This window comes from Pectobacterium sp. CFBP8739 (assembly GCF_013449375.1).
GTDB lineage: Bacteria > Pseudomonadota > Gammaproteobacteria > Enterobacterales > Enterobacteriaceae > Pectobacterium.
In genome coordinates, this window is the sequence record NZ_JACDRR010000020.1 from 119,950 (window position 1) to 136,236 (window position 16,287).

Below are 16,287 nucleotides of genomic sequence, written 5' to 3' on the forward strand. Positions count from 1 at the left end.
TTTCATTCTATCATATAGGGATATGTAATGAATAAATCATCTACTATTGGCATCTTTTTAATACCCACATTTATTTGGTTATCACTATCATTTGTATATGCTTTTTTTTGTGGTGATAGGGATGTGGATACGTATTTTTTTAATAGCTGGGATTTTGCCGCATGGATTATTTTTGCAATCTACAAAATAATTTGTAGTGTTGTTTCCATCTTTTTTTTCTTAATAATGAAAAAATATTATATCGTTACAATGACAATCATTATTTTTATGTTTTCTATTACAGCCACAGATTTTGATTACATATATTCATCTTTATTTTTTATTATTATGTTAAGCATTCCACTCTTTGGTTCATTGACCTTACGGTATCTGCGTAACAAACAGGCTCATCATGAGTAGGCCAGCGATGGGGACAATGAACATTAATGCAGTTCATTAGGAATTCTTAAAATAATCATTTCACATCAAACTCAACCAATTAGATTTCTCATCTGTAATTTTTAGACATGGCATCGTTAAAAAATGAAAAAAAATTATTACTTATAGGTATTTTACCAGGATAATTTCATATTAGAAGAATTGAAATAAAAAGGAATTTTAATATGCACCCTGAAAATAAAACTGAAGAATTACTCGAGTATATTTCAAAAAAAGATTCTTTAACTGTAGAACAAAAGAAACAAGAAATTGAAAAATTTGCACATCCTGATAAAAATTCGAATTATAATGCTGGTCAAGCTTGCGCCACATGCCCGCCATCCCATGCCAGAAAAGAGTTTGTAGATGAGCTTATTAACTCTTTAGAATCTAGATATGCTGTCACTATTTATACCGCTTACCCAGGAACGCCTTTAAATGATAACGATGGAAAACCAGAATTTAAAGAAGGAAAAAGAGTCGTATCTGAAGCTGGTCATATGTGGTTAGAGATATCTAAAATTCAAAAAAACAATATTAACACTTCAAAGTCTTATGGCTTTGCACCAAAAAAATCAGGAATTACAGGTGCTGGATCAGTCACAGACAAAGATACTCATCATTATGAAAACCCCTATTACAGAAGAAAAATAGAAATAAAAAAAGACCAATACAATAGATTAAAAGAATTTGGAGACACCGCAACCAAGGAATCTGAAAAATATTTCGATCTTTATTATAACGGAGCAACAAATAGTTGTATCGATTTCACATGGCAAGCATTACGCCACGCAGGATTAATTCCAGAAAGTACATGGAATGATTTTAGTCGTTATAATAAGGAGAAGAAAAAAGCAGGCAAATTTGACGGCGATCTTAAGGTCATTAATAACATTCCACATATAAAATCTATTCCCACACCATTTCCTGATAGTGAATTAAACTCAGAGAAATATAACCAAAAACCAGATAGAACAATGCTGCAATGGATTTTATCTAAAAATGATGACGATAAAAATGGTGATAGTGTCGAAGTTGCCAACAGGAAACACGACAGCGCGCCCAACCATGTTTGACAACTACAGATAAGCTGAAAAAACAACGCTGAGCCTGAATGGGCAAATCGTATTTGCAACAGAAAGTACCCTACGAAAAGGAACGCAATGTGGGTAACGCAGTTAAATTAGGCGATAGCGACACGGGGCATGGGAGCCATCCACCGACACCTGTCGCAGCGGGTTCATCAACGGTTAAGGTTGATGGCTTGCCATTGGCTCGTCAGGACGATCCTCTGGTTCCTCACGGTCATAGTAGGAGCATCAGCGGTGGCTCATCCAGTGTGTTCATTGATGGCAAACCCGCGGCTCGTTCTGGGGATGGAGTAAGTTGTGGTGGCGTGTTGATTGGTGGAGGAAGCGTGAATATTGGCTGATACACTCCAAATACACGGCTCTCCCCCAACCTTAGTAAACAGGCGCTCATTGAACGCCTGTTGTCTTTTTAAAAATTAACTCTCAATTGAGAGGTCTTCTCTCATCACAATCGTATCGGTTTGATATTCCAGATATCTTCTGCATATTCGCCAATGGTGCGGTCAGACGAGAAATAGCCCATGTTGGCAATATTCTGGACGGCACAGCGCGCCCATTCGTCCTTGTTCTCATACAGTTCATCCACCCGATCCTGGGTATCCACATAGCTACGATAGTCCGCCAGAAGCTGGTAGTAATCACCAAAATTCACCAGTGAATCAAACAGATCGCTGTAACGTCGGCTGTCATCAGGGCTGAAGACACCTGTAGTAATTTGCGTCAGCACGCGGTGTAGCTCTTCGTCCTGATCGTAATATTGCCGTGGGTTGTAGCCATTCTGACGCAGCGCTTCGACCTGCTCGGCCGTGTTGCCGAAGATGAACATATTCTCTTCGCCAATATGTTCCAGCATTTCAACATTCGCCCCATCCAGCGTGCCGATCGTCAGTGCACCGTTCAAGGCAAACTTCATATTACTGGTGCCGGAGGCTTCCGTACCCGCCAGCGAGATCTGTTCAGAAAGATCCGCCGCTGGGATGATAATCTGTGCCAAACTCACACTGTAGTTCGGGATGAAGACCACTTTCAGCCGATCGTGCACGCTCGGATCGTTGTTGATCACCTTCGCGACGTCGTTGATCAAGTTAATAATGTGCTTCGCCATGTAATAGGCTGATGCGGCTTTACCCGCAAAAATGACGACACGCGGCACACGCTCGACCTCGGGATCATCCTTAATGCGGTTATAGAGTGTGATGACGTGCAACACGTTCAGCAGCTGCCGCTTGTATTCGTGAATACGCTTAATCTGCACATCAAACAGCGATTCCGGGTTAACCACAATATTCAGGTTTTCCGCCATATAGGTCGCTAAACGCACCTTGTTATTCAGCTTCACCTTACGAATTTTCTGCACAAATGCCGGATAATCGATGTGCTGTTTCAATTCGCTCAACTGACTCAGATCGGTGCGCCAGTTGTGGCCTATGGTGTCGTCCAGCAGTTTGGAGAGTCCAGGGTTAGCCAATCCCAACCAACGACGTGGTGTTACGCCATTGGTTTTATTGCAGAATCGATTAGGGAAAAGACGGGAAAAATCGGCAAACAGAGACTGCACCATCAGATCCGAGTGCAGCTCCGATACCCCATTGACCTTATGGCTGGCGACCACAGCTAGCCACGCCATACGGACTTTACGCCCGTGGTTTTCATCAATAATGGACACCCGTGCCAGCAGATCGTTGTCATTGGGAACTTCTTTCTGAACGTATTCCAGAAAATGTTCGTTAATTTCGAAAATCAATTGCAGATGGCGCGGCAGGATTTTACCCAGCATGTCGACAGGCCAGGTTTCCAGTGCTTCCTGCATCAGCGTGTGGTTGGTGTAGGAGAACACTTTCCTCACCACGGTCCACGCCTCTATCCACTTGAATTTATGCTCATCGATCAGCAAACGCATCAGCTCAGGGATGGCCAGCACCGGATGCGTATCGTTCAGGTGGATGGCGAATTTCTCCGCCAGATTGTTGTACGTTTTATGCATCATCCAGTGGCGATTCAGGATGTCCTGTACCGTGGCGGAAACCAGGAAATACTCCTGACGCAAACGCAGCTCGCGGCCAGAATAGGTGGAATCATCGGGATACAACACGCGCGATACGTTTTCTGAGTGGTTTTTATCCTCTACCGCCGCAAAATAGTCGCCCTGATTGAATTTACCCAGATTGATTTCGTTACTGGCCTGCGCGCCCCACAGACGCAGTGTATTGGTGGCATCGGTATCGAAACCGGGAATAATTTGGTCGTACGCACAGGCAATAACCTCTTCCGTTTCCAGCCAGCGCACTTTTTTGCCTTCTTGCTGAATACGTCCACCAAAGCGCACTTTGTAGCGCGTACTGTGGCGCGGGAACTCCCACGCATTACCGTATTCCAACCAGTAGTCCGGCGATTCTGCCTGCCTGCCGTTAACAATATTCTGCTTGAACATGCCGTACTCATAGCGAATACCGTAACCTCGCCCCGGCAGCGCCATCGTCGCCAACGAATCCAAGAAGCAAGCCGCCAGACGCCCCAAACCACCGTTGCCTAAACCGGGATCGTTTTCTTCCTGTAGCAGATCGTCCAGTTCCAGCCCCATACCATCCAGCGCCGCTTTCAGATCGTCATACAACCCCATCGCCAGCAGCGCATTCGACAACGTCCGTCCCAGCAAAAATTCCATCGACAGGTAATAGACCTGCCGCACATCCTGAGAAAGCTGTGCACGATTCGAGCGCAACCAGCGCTCTACCATCCGGTCACGCACGGCCAGCAACGTGGCATTCAGCCAGTCATGCTTATTTGCAATGGAAGGATCTTTCCCCACGCTAAACATGAGCTTGTAAGCAATAGAGTGTTTCAGCGCTTCCACACTGAGCGTTGGTGAAGTATAGATAAACGGCGAGTTCATAATATTCATTCCCAAGTGAGTGTTACCCTACCCTGTCGTTTTCAGGTTGCACGCCGATGACGCGCAACGAGAAAATTAGTGGGTATACAAGCGTTGATAAAGCGCCCCATAAGCCTGAGCAGCAACCTGCCAACCAAAGTCCATCGCCATCGCCTGACGCTGCACATAACGCCATAGCGCGGGTCGAGACCACAGCACAAACACGCGACGAATCGCCCGAGAGAGCGACCCTACACTGCAATCGTTAAAGACAAATCCACTCGCTAGCCCATCCGCCAGATTCTCCAACGAACAGTCTGATACCGTATCGGCTAGCCCGCCAGTTCGGCGCACCAGCGGCAACGTGCCATATTTCAAGCCATAGAGCTGCGTTAACCCACAAGGCTCAAATCGGCTGGGCACCATGATGACATCCGCACCGCCAATAATGCGGTGTGAAAAGGCTTCGTGATAGCCAATCTGTACCCCAACCTGACCGTGGTATTCAGCCGCCGCCGCCAAAAAGCCTTCTTGCAATTCGGCATCTCCCGCCCCCAGCACCACCAGTTGTCCGCCCTGTTCCAGTAAATCCGGTATCACACTGAGTGCAATGTCGAGGCCTTTCTGGCTGGTCAAACGGCTGACGATGGCAAAAACCGGTGCTTTTTCATCCACCTTCAATCCCATCGCCGTTTGCAGATGGCGCTTATTTTCTGCTTTATTCGCCAGCGCATCACGGCTGTAATGGCTCGTTAATAAAGGATCGTGCGCGGGATTCCAAATCACTTCGTCTACACCATTAAGGATGCCGGACAAACGGCCTTCCTCTTCACGCGTTTTCAGCAAGCCTTCCATGCCATAACCATACGCAGGCAGCGTAATCTCATGAGCATAAGTCGGGCTCACGGTCGTAATATGGTCAGCGTAGTACAACCCAGCTTTGAGGTAGGAAATCTGGCCATAGAATTCCAAACCATGCACTTGAAAGAAGTCGTTCGGTAACTGGATATCCACCATGTGGCGAGCATCAAACAACCCTTGATAGGCTAGGTTATGAACCGTGAAAATCGATTTTACCGGACGGTTGCGTGCCGCCAGATAGGCGCAGGTCAGCCCGGCGTGCCAGTCATGAGCGTGCACGATGTCAGGCTGCCAATGATCATCCAGACCGCACGCCATTTCGCATCCCATCCACCCCAACAGTGCAAAGCGCAGATAGTTATCGGCATAAGCATAGAGCACCGTGTCGTGGTAAGGGCTACCCGCACGTTCATACAGTTCGGGCACATCTATCAAATAAATACCGACACCTTTGAAATGGCCGAATAGCAGTGTGACATGCCCAGCGAAGGTATCCCGCTCACACACAGTCTGTAGGTTGGCAATGCCTTTTTTCAGATCGGGGAAGGCAGGAAGGATGACGCGGACATCCATCCCCGCTGCAATCTGCGCACCGGGTAACGCACCAACCACATCCGCCAGTCCACCGGTTTTCAGTAGTGGAAAAAGCTCTGAACAAACATGTAAGACCCGCATTGTGACTCCCGTTTTATTCTTATCTCTAGTATTTAAAGCTTTTCCAACATCGAACGCGTGACCAGCACGATCCCTTCTTCTGAGCGGTAAAAACGGCGGCTATCCTCTTCGGCGTTTTCACCAATCACCATGCCTTCCGGCAACTCGCAGGCGCGATCAATCACACAACGGCGTAAACGGCAGGAGCGCCCCACGTTGACATCCGGCAAAATGACCGTCGAATCAATACTGCAAAATGAATTGACCCGCACGCGCGGGAACAGCACGGAATGCGTGACGACAGAGCCAGAAACAATGCAGCCCCCAGATACCAACGAGTTCATCGTCATGCCATGACTGCCGGAACGATCTTGAACAAATTTGGCTGGCGGCAACGATTCAATCGCGGATCGAATCGGCCAATGTCTGTCGTAAACATCCAGCTCCGGCGTGACGGACGCCAGATCGAGATTGGCGCGCCAGTAGGCTTCCAGCGTGCCGACATCCCGCCAATAGTGGTGCTCGTCTTCACCAGAGGTGACGCATGACAGCGTAAAAGGATGTGCCCAAGCCAGACGCTGTGAGACAATTTTCGGGATCAGATCCTGCCCGAAGTCATGATTAGAGTCCGGCGCATTACGATCCGACTCCAGCAATTGATAAAGGTAGTCCGCATTAAAAACATAGATCCCCATGCTCGCGAGCGCCATGTCGGGGTTATCTGGCATCGGCGTCGGGTTATCCGGTTTTTCGACAAAATCGAGAATACGGTGCTGTTTGTCCACACTCATGACACCAAAGGCGCTGGCTTCTTCCAGCGGCACAGGCAAACAAGCGACGGTACATTCAGCCCCTTTTTCTACGTGATCGATGAGCATACGCGAGTAGTCCATCTTGTAGATGTGATCGCCCGCGAGGATCACCACATATTCCGCACGGTAGCGCCGAATGATGTCGAGATTCTGACACACCGCATCCGCCGTTCCCCGATACCAATGATCGGTGGCGTTACGCTGCTGCGCAGGAAGCAAATCGACAAATTCGTTCATTTCCGCATTCAGAAATGACCAACCCCGCTGAATATGCTGCACCAGCGTATGTGACTGATATTGCGTAATCACACCAATACGGCGGATACCGGAGTTCAGGCAGTTAGAAAGCGCGAAATCAATAATGCGGAATTTGCCGCCAAAGTGCACAGCTGGCTTGGCGCGCAACGCCGTCAGCCCTTTCAGACGTGTTCCACGACCACCTGCCAAAATTAATGCCACGGATTTCAGAGGGAGCTGTCTTGCTAACATCAGAGGGTCATGCTTATCGTTATTTACCATGGCTATCTCCTGATTATTCTTTTAATGGCTTGCGCTTAGGCGCTCTGTTCTATCAAGACGCACACGGCCTGTGCTTGTCCGTGCCACATTCCACCTTCAGGCGGATTCGTCTCATCAAACGGTGGTGAAACCTGCCAGTGGCCTTCTGGCAACATGAACGTACCGGCATGCAAACTGGCGTTAAATAGCACAAGCCAGCGACCGGAAAGTAAAATCTGTAGCTGATGCTCCCCTTGTTCCCATTGCTGCGGCGTCAACGGTTGCCCTTCTCGGTTCAGCCACTGCACCGCGCCATCCCCTTCTTGCCACCACGTTTCCTGCTGTAATGCTGGGATCGTGCGGCGTAATTGGATCAATCCAGCGACAAACTCGCGCAGTGTGCGATCCGCGCTTTCCCAGTGCAGCCAGGTCAATTCGTTGTCCTGACAGTAGGCGTTGTTGTTGCCCTGCTGGCTGTGCCCCAACTCATCGCCCGCCAGCAACATGGGGGTTCCCTGTGACAACATCAGCGTCGTCAGTAGCGCCTTCTGGCTAGTCAACCGACGCTGTAGGATGTCGTCGGACGCTTCCAAACCTTCTGTGCCATGGTTATTACTGAAGTTACTGTCAGTGCCGTCGCGGTTGCCCTCACCGTTGGCGTCATTGTGCTTGTGGTTGAAACTCACCAGATCGCGCAGCGTAAAGCCGTCATGGGCCGTCAGTTTGTTGACAGAGGCGTAAGGCAGGCGGTCACGTTGCTGGAAGATGTCACTGGAGGCAGCAAAGCGGCGGGCGAATGCGCCAAGGGAAATGTCACCATGCAGCCAAAAGCGACGCATGTCGTCACGGTAGCGGTCGCTCCATTCGGCAAACGGTGTCGGGAATTGACCGAGCTGATAACCGCCATGTCCGATGTCCCACGGTTCGGCAATCAGCTTGCAGCCCTGTAGGCGGCTGTCATTTTTCATGGCGGACAGCAGCGGTGCGGCGGCGGTGAAATCGGGAGTACGCCCCAGCACCGTTGCCAAATCGAAGCGGAAACCGTCAACGTGGCAGACTTCGCGCCAGAAGCGCAGGCAGTCCATCACCCAATCAATGACCGCCGGATGGTTCAGGCGCAGCACATTGCCGCAGCCGGTCCAGTTAGGATATTCACCGTTTTCACTCAGCCAGTAATAGCTACGATTGTCGATGCCGCGCTGGCACAGCGTGGGGCCTTCGACGTCCAGTTCGGCGCTGTGGTTAAACACCACATCCAGAATGACCTCAATACCCGCGTTGTGCAGCGCCTTCACCGCATCGCGAAATTCATTCAGCGCATCGTCACCCGCCGCCAGACTGTTATCGACGGCAAACGGCAGCAACACGTTATAGCCCCAGTAATTACGCAGCCCCAGTTGCTGAAGCCGGGGTTCATCGGCATGCTGCTGTACCGGAAGCAGCTCCAGCGCGGTGATGCCCAACGACGTCAGATAATCAATCATCACCGGATGGCCTAACGCCGCATAGCTGCCGCGAATGTCTTCGGGAATATCGGGGTGCAGTTGCGTCAGCCCGCGGACATGCGCCTCATAAATCACCGTCTGATTCCAGGGCGTTTGCGGATGCTGGTCGCCCTGCCAGTCGTAATCTTCCGCCGTGACCACGCACTTCGCCATGATGTCAGCGCTATCGCGTTCATCCCGCTGGTCAATCCCGCCTTGCAGGCAAGCGTCATCCACCACCCAGCCATCAAGCTGGCGGGCGCACGGATCCAGCAGCAGTTTATGCGGATTGAAACGCAAACCCTGCGACGGCTCGAACGGCCCATCAACCCGGAAACCGTAGCGTAGCCCCGGCTGTGCATCAGGGAGATAGCCATGCCAGATATCGCCGCTGCGCGCGGTCAGCTCAATGCGCTGTTCCTGCTGGCGTTCATCAAAGACACACAGATCTACCCGCTCGGCATCCGCCGAAAACAGCGCAAAATTCACGCCGCAGCCGTCAAAGCTGGCTCCCAGCGGCGTCGGCTTGCCCGTCAGCAATTCCGCCATTTACGCCTCCTTCACCAGATACAGCGTGGCAAGCGGCGGAATAGTCAGAACCAGAGAATGCTGGCGCTGGTGGCTAGCGTGCTCCTCGCTGTAAATCGTCCCGACATTGCCCGTATCGCTACCGTTGTAGTGAACCGAATCCGTGTTGAGCACTTCTCGCCAGCCGCCGGGCTGGTTAATGCCGATACGGTATCCATAGCGTGGAACCGGCGTGAAGTTGCTGATTACCAGCACCTCATTGCCTTGCTCATCACGTCGGACAAAGGCAAAGACCGAATTTTCCCGGTCATCCACCACCAGCCATTCAAAACCCTGCGGCTGGAAATCCAACTGATACAACGGCGGCTGTTGGCGATAACAATGGTTGAGATCGCGAACCAGCGTCTGCACGCCGCGGTGCCAGCCTTCCGGCTCATCCAGCAAATGCCAGTCCAGACTGGCGTCATGGTTCCATTCACGCCCTTGTGCAAATTCACCGCCCATAAACAGCAGCTTTTTGCCGGGATACGCCCACATAAAACCGTAATACGCACGCAAATTGGCAAATTTTTGCCAGACATCACCGGGCATGCGATCCAGCAGCGAGCGCTTACCGTGTACCACTTCATCGTGAGACAGTGGCAGCACGAAATTTTCGCTATAGGCGTACAACATGCCGAATGTCAGCAAATCATGATGGTATTTGCGGTGAACCGGATCGTGCTGCATATAGGCCAGCGTGTCGTGCATCCAGCCCATATTCCACTTGTAGTGAAATCCTAAACCGTTGCAGTCAGGCGGCAGCGTGACGCCCGGATAATCGGTGGACTCTTCGGCCAGTGTGATCGCCGCGGGCGCGGCATGACTCAGCGTGTGGTTGGTGTAGCGCAGAAACGCAATCGCTTCGAGGTTCTCTTTACCGCCGTAATAGTTCGGCACCCACTGCCCTTCGCTACGGCTGTAGTCGCGGTAAATCATGGAAGCCACGGCGTCCACCCGCAGCCCATCTATACCATAGCGTTCCATCCAGAACAGCGCGTTGCCCGCCAGATAGTTACGCACCTCATGACGGCCATAGTTATAAATCAGCGTATTCCAGTCCTGATGGTAGCCTTCGCGCGGATCGGCGTATTCATACAGCGCCGTGCCATCAAACTGGGCCAAACCGTAATCATCGCCGGGAAAGTGCCCCGGCACCCAGTCCAGCAGGACGTTAATGCCCGCATCATGGAGCGCATCAACAAACGCTCTGAACTCCTGCGCGGTGCCGAAACGGCGCGTTGGCGCATATAGGCCCAGCGGTTGATACCCCCAACTGCCATCGAACGGATGTTCGTTAATTGGCATCAGTTCCACGTGCGTAAAGCCCATATACTTAACGTAATCAATCAGCTGCTTCGCCAGATCTTGATAGCTCAGCCAGAAATTGTTATCCGTATGCCGCCGCCAGGAGCCGAGATGAACTTCATAGATGGAGATCGGTGAGCGCAACCCATTCGCCTCACGTCGGGCATCGTTGGTTGGGACTTTCTCGGGCAGCGGCGTAATCAGCGAGGCCGTATCTGGACGCATCTGCGCTTCGAACGCATACGGATCGGCCTTCAGCCGGACGTTGCCGTGGCTGTCGATCATTTCATATTTGTAGAGCTGCCCCGCTTTCACATCGGGCAAAAACAGTTCCCAAATACCGTTTTCCTGTCGCAACCGCATCGGGTGACGCCGACCATCCCAGAAGTTGAACTGCCCCACAACTGAAACACGCTGGGCATTCGGCGCCCAAACGGCAAAACGCGTGCCTTCAACACCATCCAGCGTTTCCAGATGTGCGCCTAGCCGCTCGTAAGGCCGCAGGTGGGTGCCTTCAGCCAAAAGCCAAATATCCATATCCTGCAACAGTGGACCAAAACGGTAAGGATCTTCAATGACCCAGGTTTCTTCACGCCACGTTACGGCCAATTGATAGTGGAAAGCGTTTTTACGCCGCGGCACCATGCCACAAAAAAAACCGCGGTCATCTATGCGCTCCAACTCGACAAGTTTTCTTCCGTTTTTAGCATCGATCACCCAGACAGCTTGTGCATCCGGCAGCAACGCCCGAACCTCAAGACCTTTAGAAGAATGATGCATACCTAACAGCGAAAACGGGTCAGCATAGTGCCCGGAAATAAGTAAATTAATCGCCTCAGAAAACGCTGGCATGGTATCCATCCTCTGATTAACCATTTGAATTAAATAAATAAGTAATATTAAAAACACATTACGTTGCGCTTATATTCCCCCGCTACTTAACTTTAACAAAAAGTTAATAAAATTAACGGGTTATTAGCTTGCTAATGAATAGCGGCGATAGGTAAAAATAATGAATACTATGAAAGAGTTCTTGAACCACGCCTCTTAATTCAGCGTAGTCAAAGAATGGGGAAATATCAGAGAATTAATGAAATTTTTCCGTTTATATTTATATGAATAAGTTATGACACAGGACAATTAGCATCTTTTGTTTAATATCGATTCGTTCATAGGGAAAAAGCAGTACAATTTAGCTGATTTCGTGTAAAGAGAGCCCGCCTATGGTTAGCCAGATTGATCTGATTCTTTCCCTGTTACAGCAGATGTGTGTTTATCTGGTTATCGCCTATTTGCTCAGTAAGACCCCGCTGTTCATCCCGCTAATGCAGGTCACCATTCGTCTGCCGCACAAGTTGGTGTGCTATCTGGTGTTTTCCATGTTTTGCATTATGGGAACCTATTTCGGCTTGCATATAGACGATTCGATTGCTAACACCCGCGCGACGGGCGCCGTGCTCGGTGGCATGCTGGGTGGCCCTTCCGTTGGCTTTCTCGTCGGGTTAACGGGCGGATTGCACCGCTATTCGATGGGCGGAATGACCGCGCTGGCCTGTATGCTGTCGACGATCGCCGAAGGCCTGCTCGGTGGGCTGTTACACCGCTATCTGGCACGCCGCAATCGTATCGATTTGCTCTTTAAACCCCTTATCGTCGGTCTGACCGCGCTGGTAGCGGAATGCTTGCAAATGGCGATTATCTTGCTGGTCGCTCGTCCATTTGATAACGCTGTTGAGCTAGTAAGAGATATCGCGCTACCGATGATGATCACCAATACCATCGGTTCCGCCATGTTTATGCGCATTTTGCTCGACAGACGCGCCATTTTTGAAAAATATACTTCTGCGTTTTCCGCCAAGGCGCTGCAAATCGCCGCCCGCGCCGAAGGGGCGCTGCGTCAGGGATTCAACCCGCAAAACAGTATGCGCGTCGCCCGTATTTTGTATGAAGAGCTGGGAGTGGGTGCTGTAGCCATTACCGATCGCGACAAATTACTGGCGTTTATTGGGCTGGGCGATGATCACCACAATGTCGGTGCTCCCATCACCTCCTCACACACGCGCCGAGCAATAGACAACAATCAGGTGGTATACGCCGACGGCAACGAGGTGTCTTACACCTGTTCGGTTTCATCACACTGCAAACTGGGCTCCACGCTGGTGATCCCGCTGCGTGGCGAAGATCAGCGCGTTGTCGGCACGATCAAGCTTTATGAGCCCAAGAATAAGCTGTTTTCCAGCATTAACCGCACGCTGGGGGAAGGGATCGCCCACTTGCTTTCCGCGCAGATTCTGACAGGCCGTTTTGAACAGCAGAAACAGCTGCTGGCCCAGTCGGAAATCAAGCTGCTGCACGCGCAGGTCAATCCCCATTTTCTGTTCAACGCGCTGAACACCCTCTCCGCCGTGATACGACGCGATCCTGCTCACGCTCGCCAACTGGTGCTGTCTCTGTCGACGTTTTTCCGTAAAAACCTCAAGCGCAGCAACGATGAAGTGTCGCTCAATGACGAGCTGGAGCACGTTAACGCCTATCTCGAAATCGAGAAAGCGCGCTTTGCCGATCATCTGACGGTAGAGATTTCGCTGCCGGAGGCGCTGCGTGAGGCGCGATTACCCGCGTTTTCCCTGCAACCCATCGTCGAAAATGCGATTAAGCACGGTATCTCACAGATGATTGAAAGCGGGCACATCCACATCAGCGGACGCCTGCACGCCAACACGCTGGAGCTGTCAGTGGAAGATAACGCCGGCACCTATCAGCCCCGCAGCGGCGGTGATGGACTAGGTATGAATTTGGTCGACCGCCGGATCAAAGCACGCTACGGCAACCGCTATGGCATCACGGTTGTCAGCGAAGCGGATAAATTTACCCGAGTCGAAGTGCGCGTCCCACTGATCTCACCCCGTCAGGTATTGGAACAGCTGGATAGCGTGGCATGATGTGTAAATAAAGGCGTTGCGGATTAGGTAGCAGGCTACCGTGACGGCAGAGCAAAATCAGTTTATCAATACAAGGAAGCGCCATGAGCGATACCGCACTTTATGCCGCATTTGAACAGGCAGTACCCGGATTTTCAGCACAAGACATCATTACGCCAGCATTGAATAAGTCGCATGGCGAATATGCACAGATCTATTGGCTGGATGATTTATTGGGGGAAGATTTTCTTTGTTATATCGAATGGAAAGAATTTGATCTGCGGGCGCTGGAGGCGTTAACCCCTATTAAGCAAGCAGGGATCGCGTTATCTATAGACAGTTTGTTTGACGAACAGGGTTTCCCAATCGGAGACATCACGCCTGAAGAGTTCTTTTATGATGCATCCGGTTTTTACCTGCCGGTGCTACAGCAGCAGTTACAACAAGCCGAATTGCAGCTGCTTGAAGTAGGATTACTTCAGAACGGCGACGTCTATTTACATGAAAATCCACGTTTTATCTGCACCACGACGGCTAAAGATAAAGTGGATCAGCTAAACCAGTGTCTGCAACAAAGAGGTCTGGTTCTTTGCTGAAAATATCAGTGAGTGATACCCGTCATGGTGCCCGAAGAGATACGAGTGAAGCAATACGCGTAGAGACTGACGCAACACCAACCGATGTTGCGCCAGAAAAGCAGGAGGATTACAGCAGGATGCGCAGCATACGGCGCAGCGGTTCAGCGGCTCCCCACAGCAGCTGATCGCCAACCGTGAAGGCGGACAGGTACTCTGGCCCCATGTTCAGTTTACGCAGACGACCCACTGGCGTGGAGAGCGTGCCCGTTACCGCAGCAGGCGTCAGTTCACGCATGGTGATATCGCGATCGTTTGGCACCACTTTCACCCAGTCATTGTGGGTTGCCAGCAGTTGTTCGATTTCCGGCAGCGCCACGTCTTTCTTCAGTTTGATGGTGAATGCCTGGCTGTGGCAACGCAGTGCACCGACGCGCACGCAGAGGCCATCAACAGGAATGACGCTGCTGGTGCCCAGAATCTTGTTGGTTTCCGCCTGACCTTTCCACTCTTCACGACTCTGGCCGTTATCCAGCTGTTTGTCGATCCACGGAATCAGGCTACCCGCCAATGGCACACCGAAGTTATCAGTCGGCAGCGAACCGCTACGGGTCAGCGCGGTGACTTTACGCTCGATATCCAGAATCGCAGACGCCGGATCCTGTAGTTCTTTCGCTACTTCACCGTGCAGCGCGCCCATCTGGGTCAGCAGTTCACGCATGTGACGCGCACCGCCGCCAGAAGCCGCCTGATACGTCGCGGCAGAAACCCACTCCACCAGATTGTTGGCAAACAGGCCGCCCAGCGACATCAACATCAGGCTGACGGTACAGTTACCGCCAGCAAAGGTTTTGATGCCTTTGTCCAGGCCTTGCTGAATCACCCCATGGTTAACCGGATCCAGAATAATAATCGCGTCATCTTTCATACGCAGCGAGGACGCGGCATCGATCCAATAGCCCTGCCAGCCACTTTCACGCAGCTTCGGGTAGACTTCATTGGTATAATCGCCGCCCTGACAGGTAATGATGATGTCCAGCGCGCGCAGGGCTTCGATATTATAAGCATCCTGCAACACGCCTTGATGACCACCCAGCGCCGGAGCAGGTTCGCCATGCTGAGACGTCGAGAAGAATACCGGGTGAATCACATCAAAGTCGCGTTCTTCCACCATGCGCTGCATGAGAACCGAGCCGACCATACCGCGCCAGCCAATAAAACCAACATTTTTCATGGTAACTGTCCTGCTTTGGGGGTAACAAAAAGAATTGTGGCTAACGTCGATAGCGCCTGGTTATTGCTGACTCAGTGAGCTGCCGCAGGGGGTGCGCGTGTCGTGTCGTAAACCCGTAAATAATTGTGTCATTCAGCCTTACAAAATGTACATCAAGTCGCAAGTGAATTTATTCGATAGTACGGCATTTTTCAGCAGTCATTCTAATATCATCGATCTGGCACAGGATAATCACGTTGGTCAGCCCGTGAAGATGGTCCAGGTCAGGAAACAAGGTTTCGGGAGTAAAAACCAACATGACAGAAATGATCTCCGCAACGGTGCTGCTGTTGCTCATTATGGATCCACTCGGCAATCTGCCGATTTTTATGTCCGTACTCAAGCACCTCGACCCCAAACGCCGACGCGTGGTGTTGATCCGTGAAATGCTGATCGCACTCGGGCTGATGCTGATTTTTCTGTTCGCGGGTGAACGTATTCTGGCGTTCCTGAATCTGCGTACCGAAACTGTCTCCATTTCTGGCGGTATCGTGCTATTCCTCATCGCAATTCGTATGATTTTCCCCTCGCAGGAAGGCAACAGTAGCGGTCTGCCAGCCGGTGAAGAACCGTTTCTGGTGCCAATGGCGATTCCACTGGTGGCGGGGCCGTCGATTCTTGCGGCACTGATGCTGCTGTCCCACCAATATCCGAATCAGCTTCCCCACCTGACGCTGGCGTTATTTATCGCTTGGACGATTTCGTTCATCATCCTGCTGCTGTCAAATGTGTTCTTGCGTTTGCTGGGTGAGAAAGGCGTGAGCGCACTAGAGAAATTGATGGGATTGATTCTGGTCATGCTATCAACGCAGATGTTCCTCGACGGCGTGCGTGCCTACATGAAGTTATAGAAATAGCGCTTCGCCACCATGCAGATAGCGAAGCGCTACTCTAATCATTACAAAACGATTCTCAGAATGAAAACGGTGATAATGGAATAGAAGAGTAAAGCGT

Annotated in this window: 12 protein-coding genes; 6 read left to right on the plus strand and 6 right to left on the minus strand. The window is 50.9% G+C overall.

The window, feature by feature from the left end; translation table 11 throughout:
* The first annotated feature begins 27 nt into the window (after positions 1–27).
* From H0247_RS15285 to H0247_RS15295, 3 genes are all read left to right on the plus strand, one after another.
* Positions 28–399: a hypothetical protein gene (locus H0247_RS15285; RefSeq protein WP_180743307.1), complete on the plus strand. Its 372-nt coding sequence runs from the start codon at positions 28–30 to the stop codon at positions 397–399.
* Positions 400–602: 203 nt separating this feature from the next.
* Positions 603–1,493 carry a hypothetical protein gene (locus H0247_RS15290; protein ID WP_130621670.1) on the plus strand — a complete coding sequence of 297 codons (891 nt, stop codon included), beginning with the start codon at positions 603–605 and terminating at the stop codon, positions 1,491–1,493.
* An 89-nt stretch (positions 1,494–1,582) separates the two neighbouring features.
* A complete protein-coding gene (locus tag H0247_RS15295; RefSeq protein ID WP_103160906.1) occupies positions 1,583–1,849 on the plus strand; it encodes a type VI secretion system PAAR protein in 267 nt (88 codons plus the stop codon).
* 104 nt (positions 1,850–1,953) lie between these two features.
* Here H0247_RS15295 and glgP read toward each other — a convergent pair whose 3' ends face one another.
* The 5 genes from glgP to glgB all read right to left on the minus strand — a co-directional run bounded on the left by glgP (position 1,954) and on the right by glgB (position 11,416).
* Complete coding sequence (glgP, locus tag H0247_RS15300) at positions 1,954–4,401, minus strand: glycogen phosphorylase (protein WP_180743308.1); 2,448 nt, start codon at positions 4,399–4,401, stop codon at positions 1,954–1,956.
* A 75-nt stretch (positions 4,402–4,476) separates the two neighbouring features.
* Positions 4,477–5,916, minus strand: a complete 1,440-nt coding sequence (gene glgA / locus H0247_RS15305) for a glycogen synthase GlgA (protein WP_180743309.1) — start codon at positions 5,914–5,916, stop codon at positions 4,477–4,479.
* Positions 5,917–5,948: 32 nt separating this feature from the next.
* Positions 5,949–7,226: a glucose-1-phosphate adenylyltransferase gene (glgC, locus tag H0247_RS15310; protein WP_180743310.1), complete on the minus strand. Its 1,278-nt coding sequence runs from the start codon at positions 7,224–7,226 to the stop codon at positions 5,949–5,951.
* A gap of 35 nt (positions 7,227–7,261) precedes the next feature.
* The gene (gene glgX / locus H0247_RS15315; protein WP_180743311.1) at positions 7,262–9,238 is read right to left on the minus strand and encodes a glycogen debranching protein GlgX; all 1,977 of its coding nucleotides are present in this window, start codon (positions 9,236–9,238) and stop codon (positions 7,262–7,264) included.
* Positions 9,239–11,416 (minus strand): 1,4-alpha-glucan branching enzyme, encoded by a 2,178-nt coding sequence (gene glgB / locus H0247_RS15320; protein WP_180743312.1) that lies wholly within the window; start codon positions 11,414–11,416, stop codon positions 9,239–9,241. It abuts the gene before it with no gap.
* A gap of 371 nt (positions 11,417–11,787) precedes the next feature.
* On the opposite strand from glgB, the gene H0247_RS15325 reads away from it, so the two are divergent.
* Positions 11,788–13,506: a sensor histidine kinase gene (locus H0247_RS15325; RefSeq protein ID WP_180743313.1), complete on the plus strand. Its 1,719-nt coding sequence runs from the start codon at positions 11,788–11,790 to the stop codon at positions 13,504–13,506.
* Between the two features lie 83 nt (positions 13,507–13,589).
* Positions 13,590–14,081 carry a hypothetical protein gene (locus H0247_RS15330; protein WP_180743314.1) on the plus strand — a complete coding sequence of 164 codons (492 nt, stop codon included), beginning with the start codon at positions 13,590–13,592 and terminating at the stop codon, positions 14,079–14,081.
* A 109-nt stretch (positions 14,082–14,190) separates the two neighbouring features.
* Here the strand turns inward: H0247_RS15330 and asd are convergent, their stop codons facing one another.
* Positions 14,191–15,294 (minus strand): aspartate-semialdehyde dehydrogenase, encoded by a 1,104-nt coding sequence (gene asd, locus H0247_RS15335; RefSeq protein ID WP_180743315.1) that lies wholly within the window; start codon positions 15,292–15,294, stop codon positions 14,191–14,193.
* Positions 15,295–15,590: 296 nt separating this feature from the next.
* On the opposite strand from asd, the gene H0247_RS15340 reads away from it, so the two are divergent.
* A complete protein-coding gene (locus tag H0247_RS15340) occupies positions 15,591–16,184 on the plus strand; it encodes a YhgN family NAAT transporter (RefSeq protein ID WP_180743316.1) in 594 nt (197 codons plus the stop codon).
* Positions 16,185–16,287 lie beyond the last annotated feature (103 nt).

What these genes read in the sequence shown, in the direction of transcription:
- glgC (WP_180743310.1), bottom strand. Translation starts at nt 7,226, where the DNA reads ATGGTAAATAACGATAAGCATGACCCTCTGATGTTAGCAAGACAGCTC.
- H0247_RS15330 (WP_180743314.1), top strand. Translation starts at nt 13,590, where the DNA reads ATGAGCGATACCGCACTTTATGCCGCATTTGAACAGGCAGTACCCGGA.
- H0247_RS15325 (WP_180743313.1), top strand. Translation starts at nt 11,788, where the DNA reads ATGGTTAGCCAGATTGATCTGATTCTTTCCCTGTTACAGCAGATGTGT.
- glgA (WP_180743309.1), bottom strand. Translation starts at nt 5,916, where the DNA reads ATGCGGGTCTTACATGTTTGTTCAGAGCTTTTTCCACTACTGAAAACC.
- H0247_RS15285 (WP_180743307.1), top strand. Translation starts at nt 28, where the DNA reads ATGAATAAATCATCTACTATTGGCATCTTTTTAATACCCACATTTATT.
- H0247_RS15290 (WP_130621670.1), top strand. Translation starts at nt 603, where the DNA reads ATGCACCCTGAAAATAAAACTGAAGAATTACTCGAGTATATTTCAAAA.
- glgP (WP_180743308.1), bottom strand. Translation starts at nt 4,401, where the DNA reads ATGAACTCGCCGTTTATCTATACTTCACCAACGCTCAGTGTGGAAGCG.
- glgB (WP_180743312.1), bottom strand. Translation starts at nt 11,416, where the DNA reads ATGCCAGCGTTTTCTGAGGCGATTAATTTACTTATTTCCGGGCACTAT.
- H0247_RS15340 (WP_180743316.1), top strand. Translation starts at nt 15,591, where the DNA reads ATGACAGAAATGATCTCCGCAACGGTGCTGCTGTTGCTCATTATGGAT.
- glgX (WP_180743311.1), bottom strand. Translation starts at nt 9,238, where the DNA reads ATGGCGGAATTGCTGACGGGCAAGCCGACGCCGCTGGGAGCCAGCTTT.
- asd (WP_180743315.1), bottom strand. Translation starts at nt 15,294, where the DNA reads ATGAAAAATGTTGGTTTTATTGGCTGGCGCGGTATGGTCGGCTCGGTT.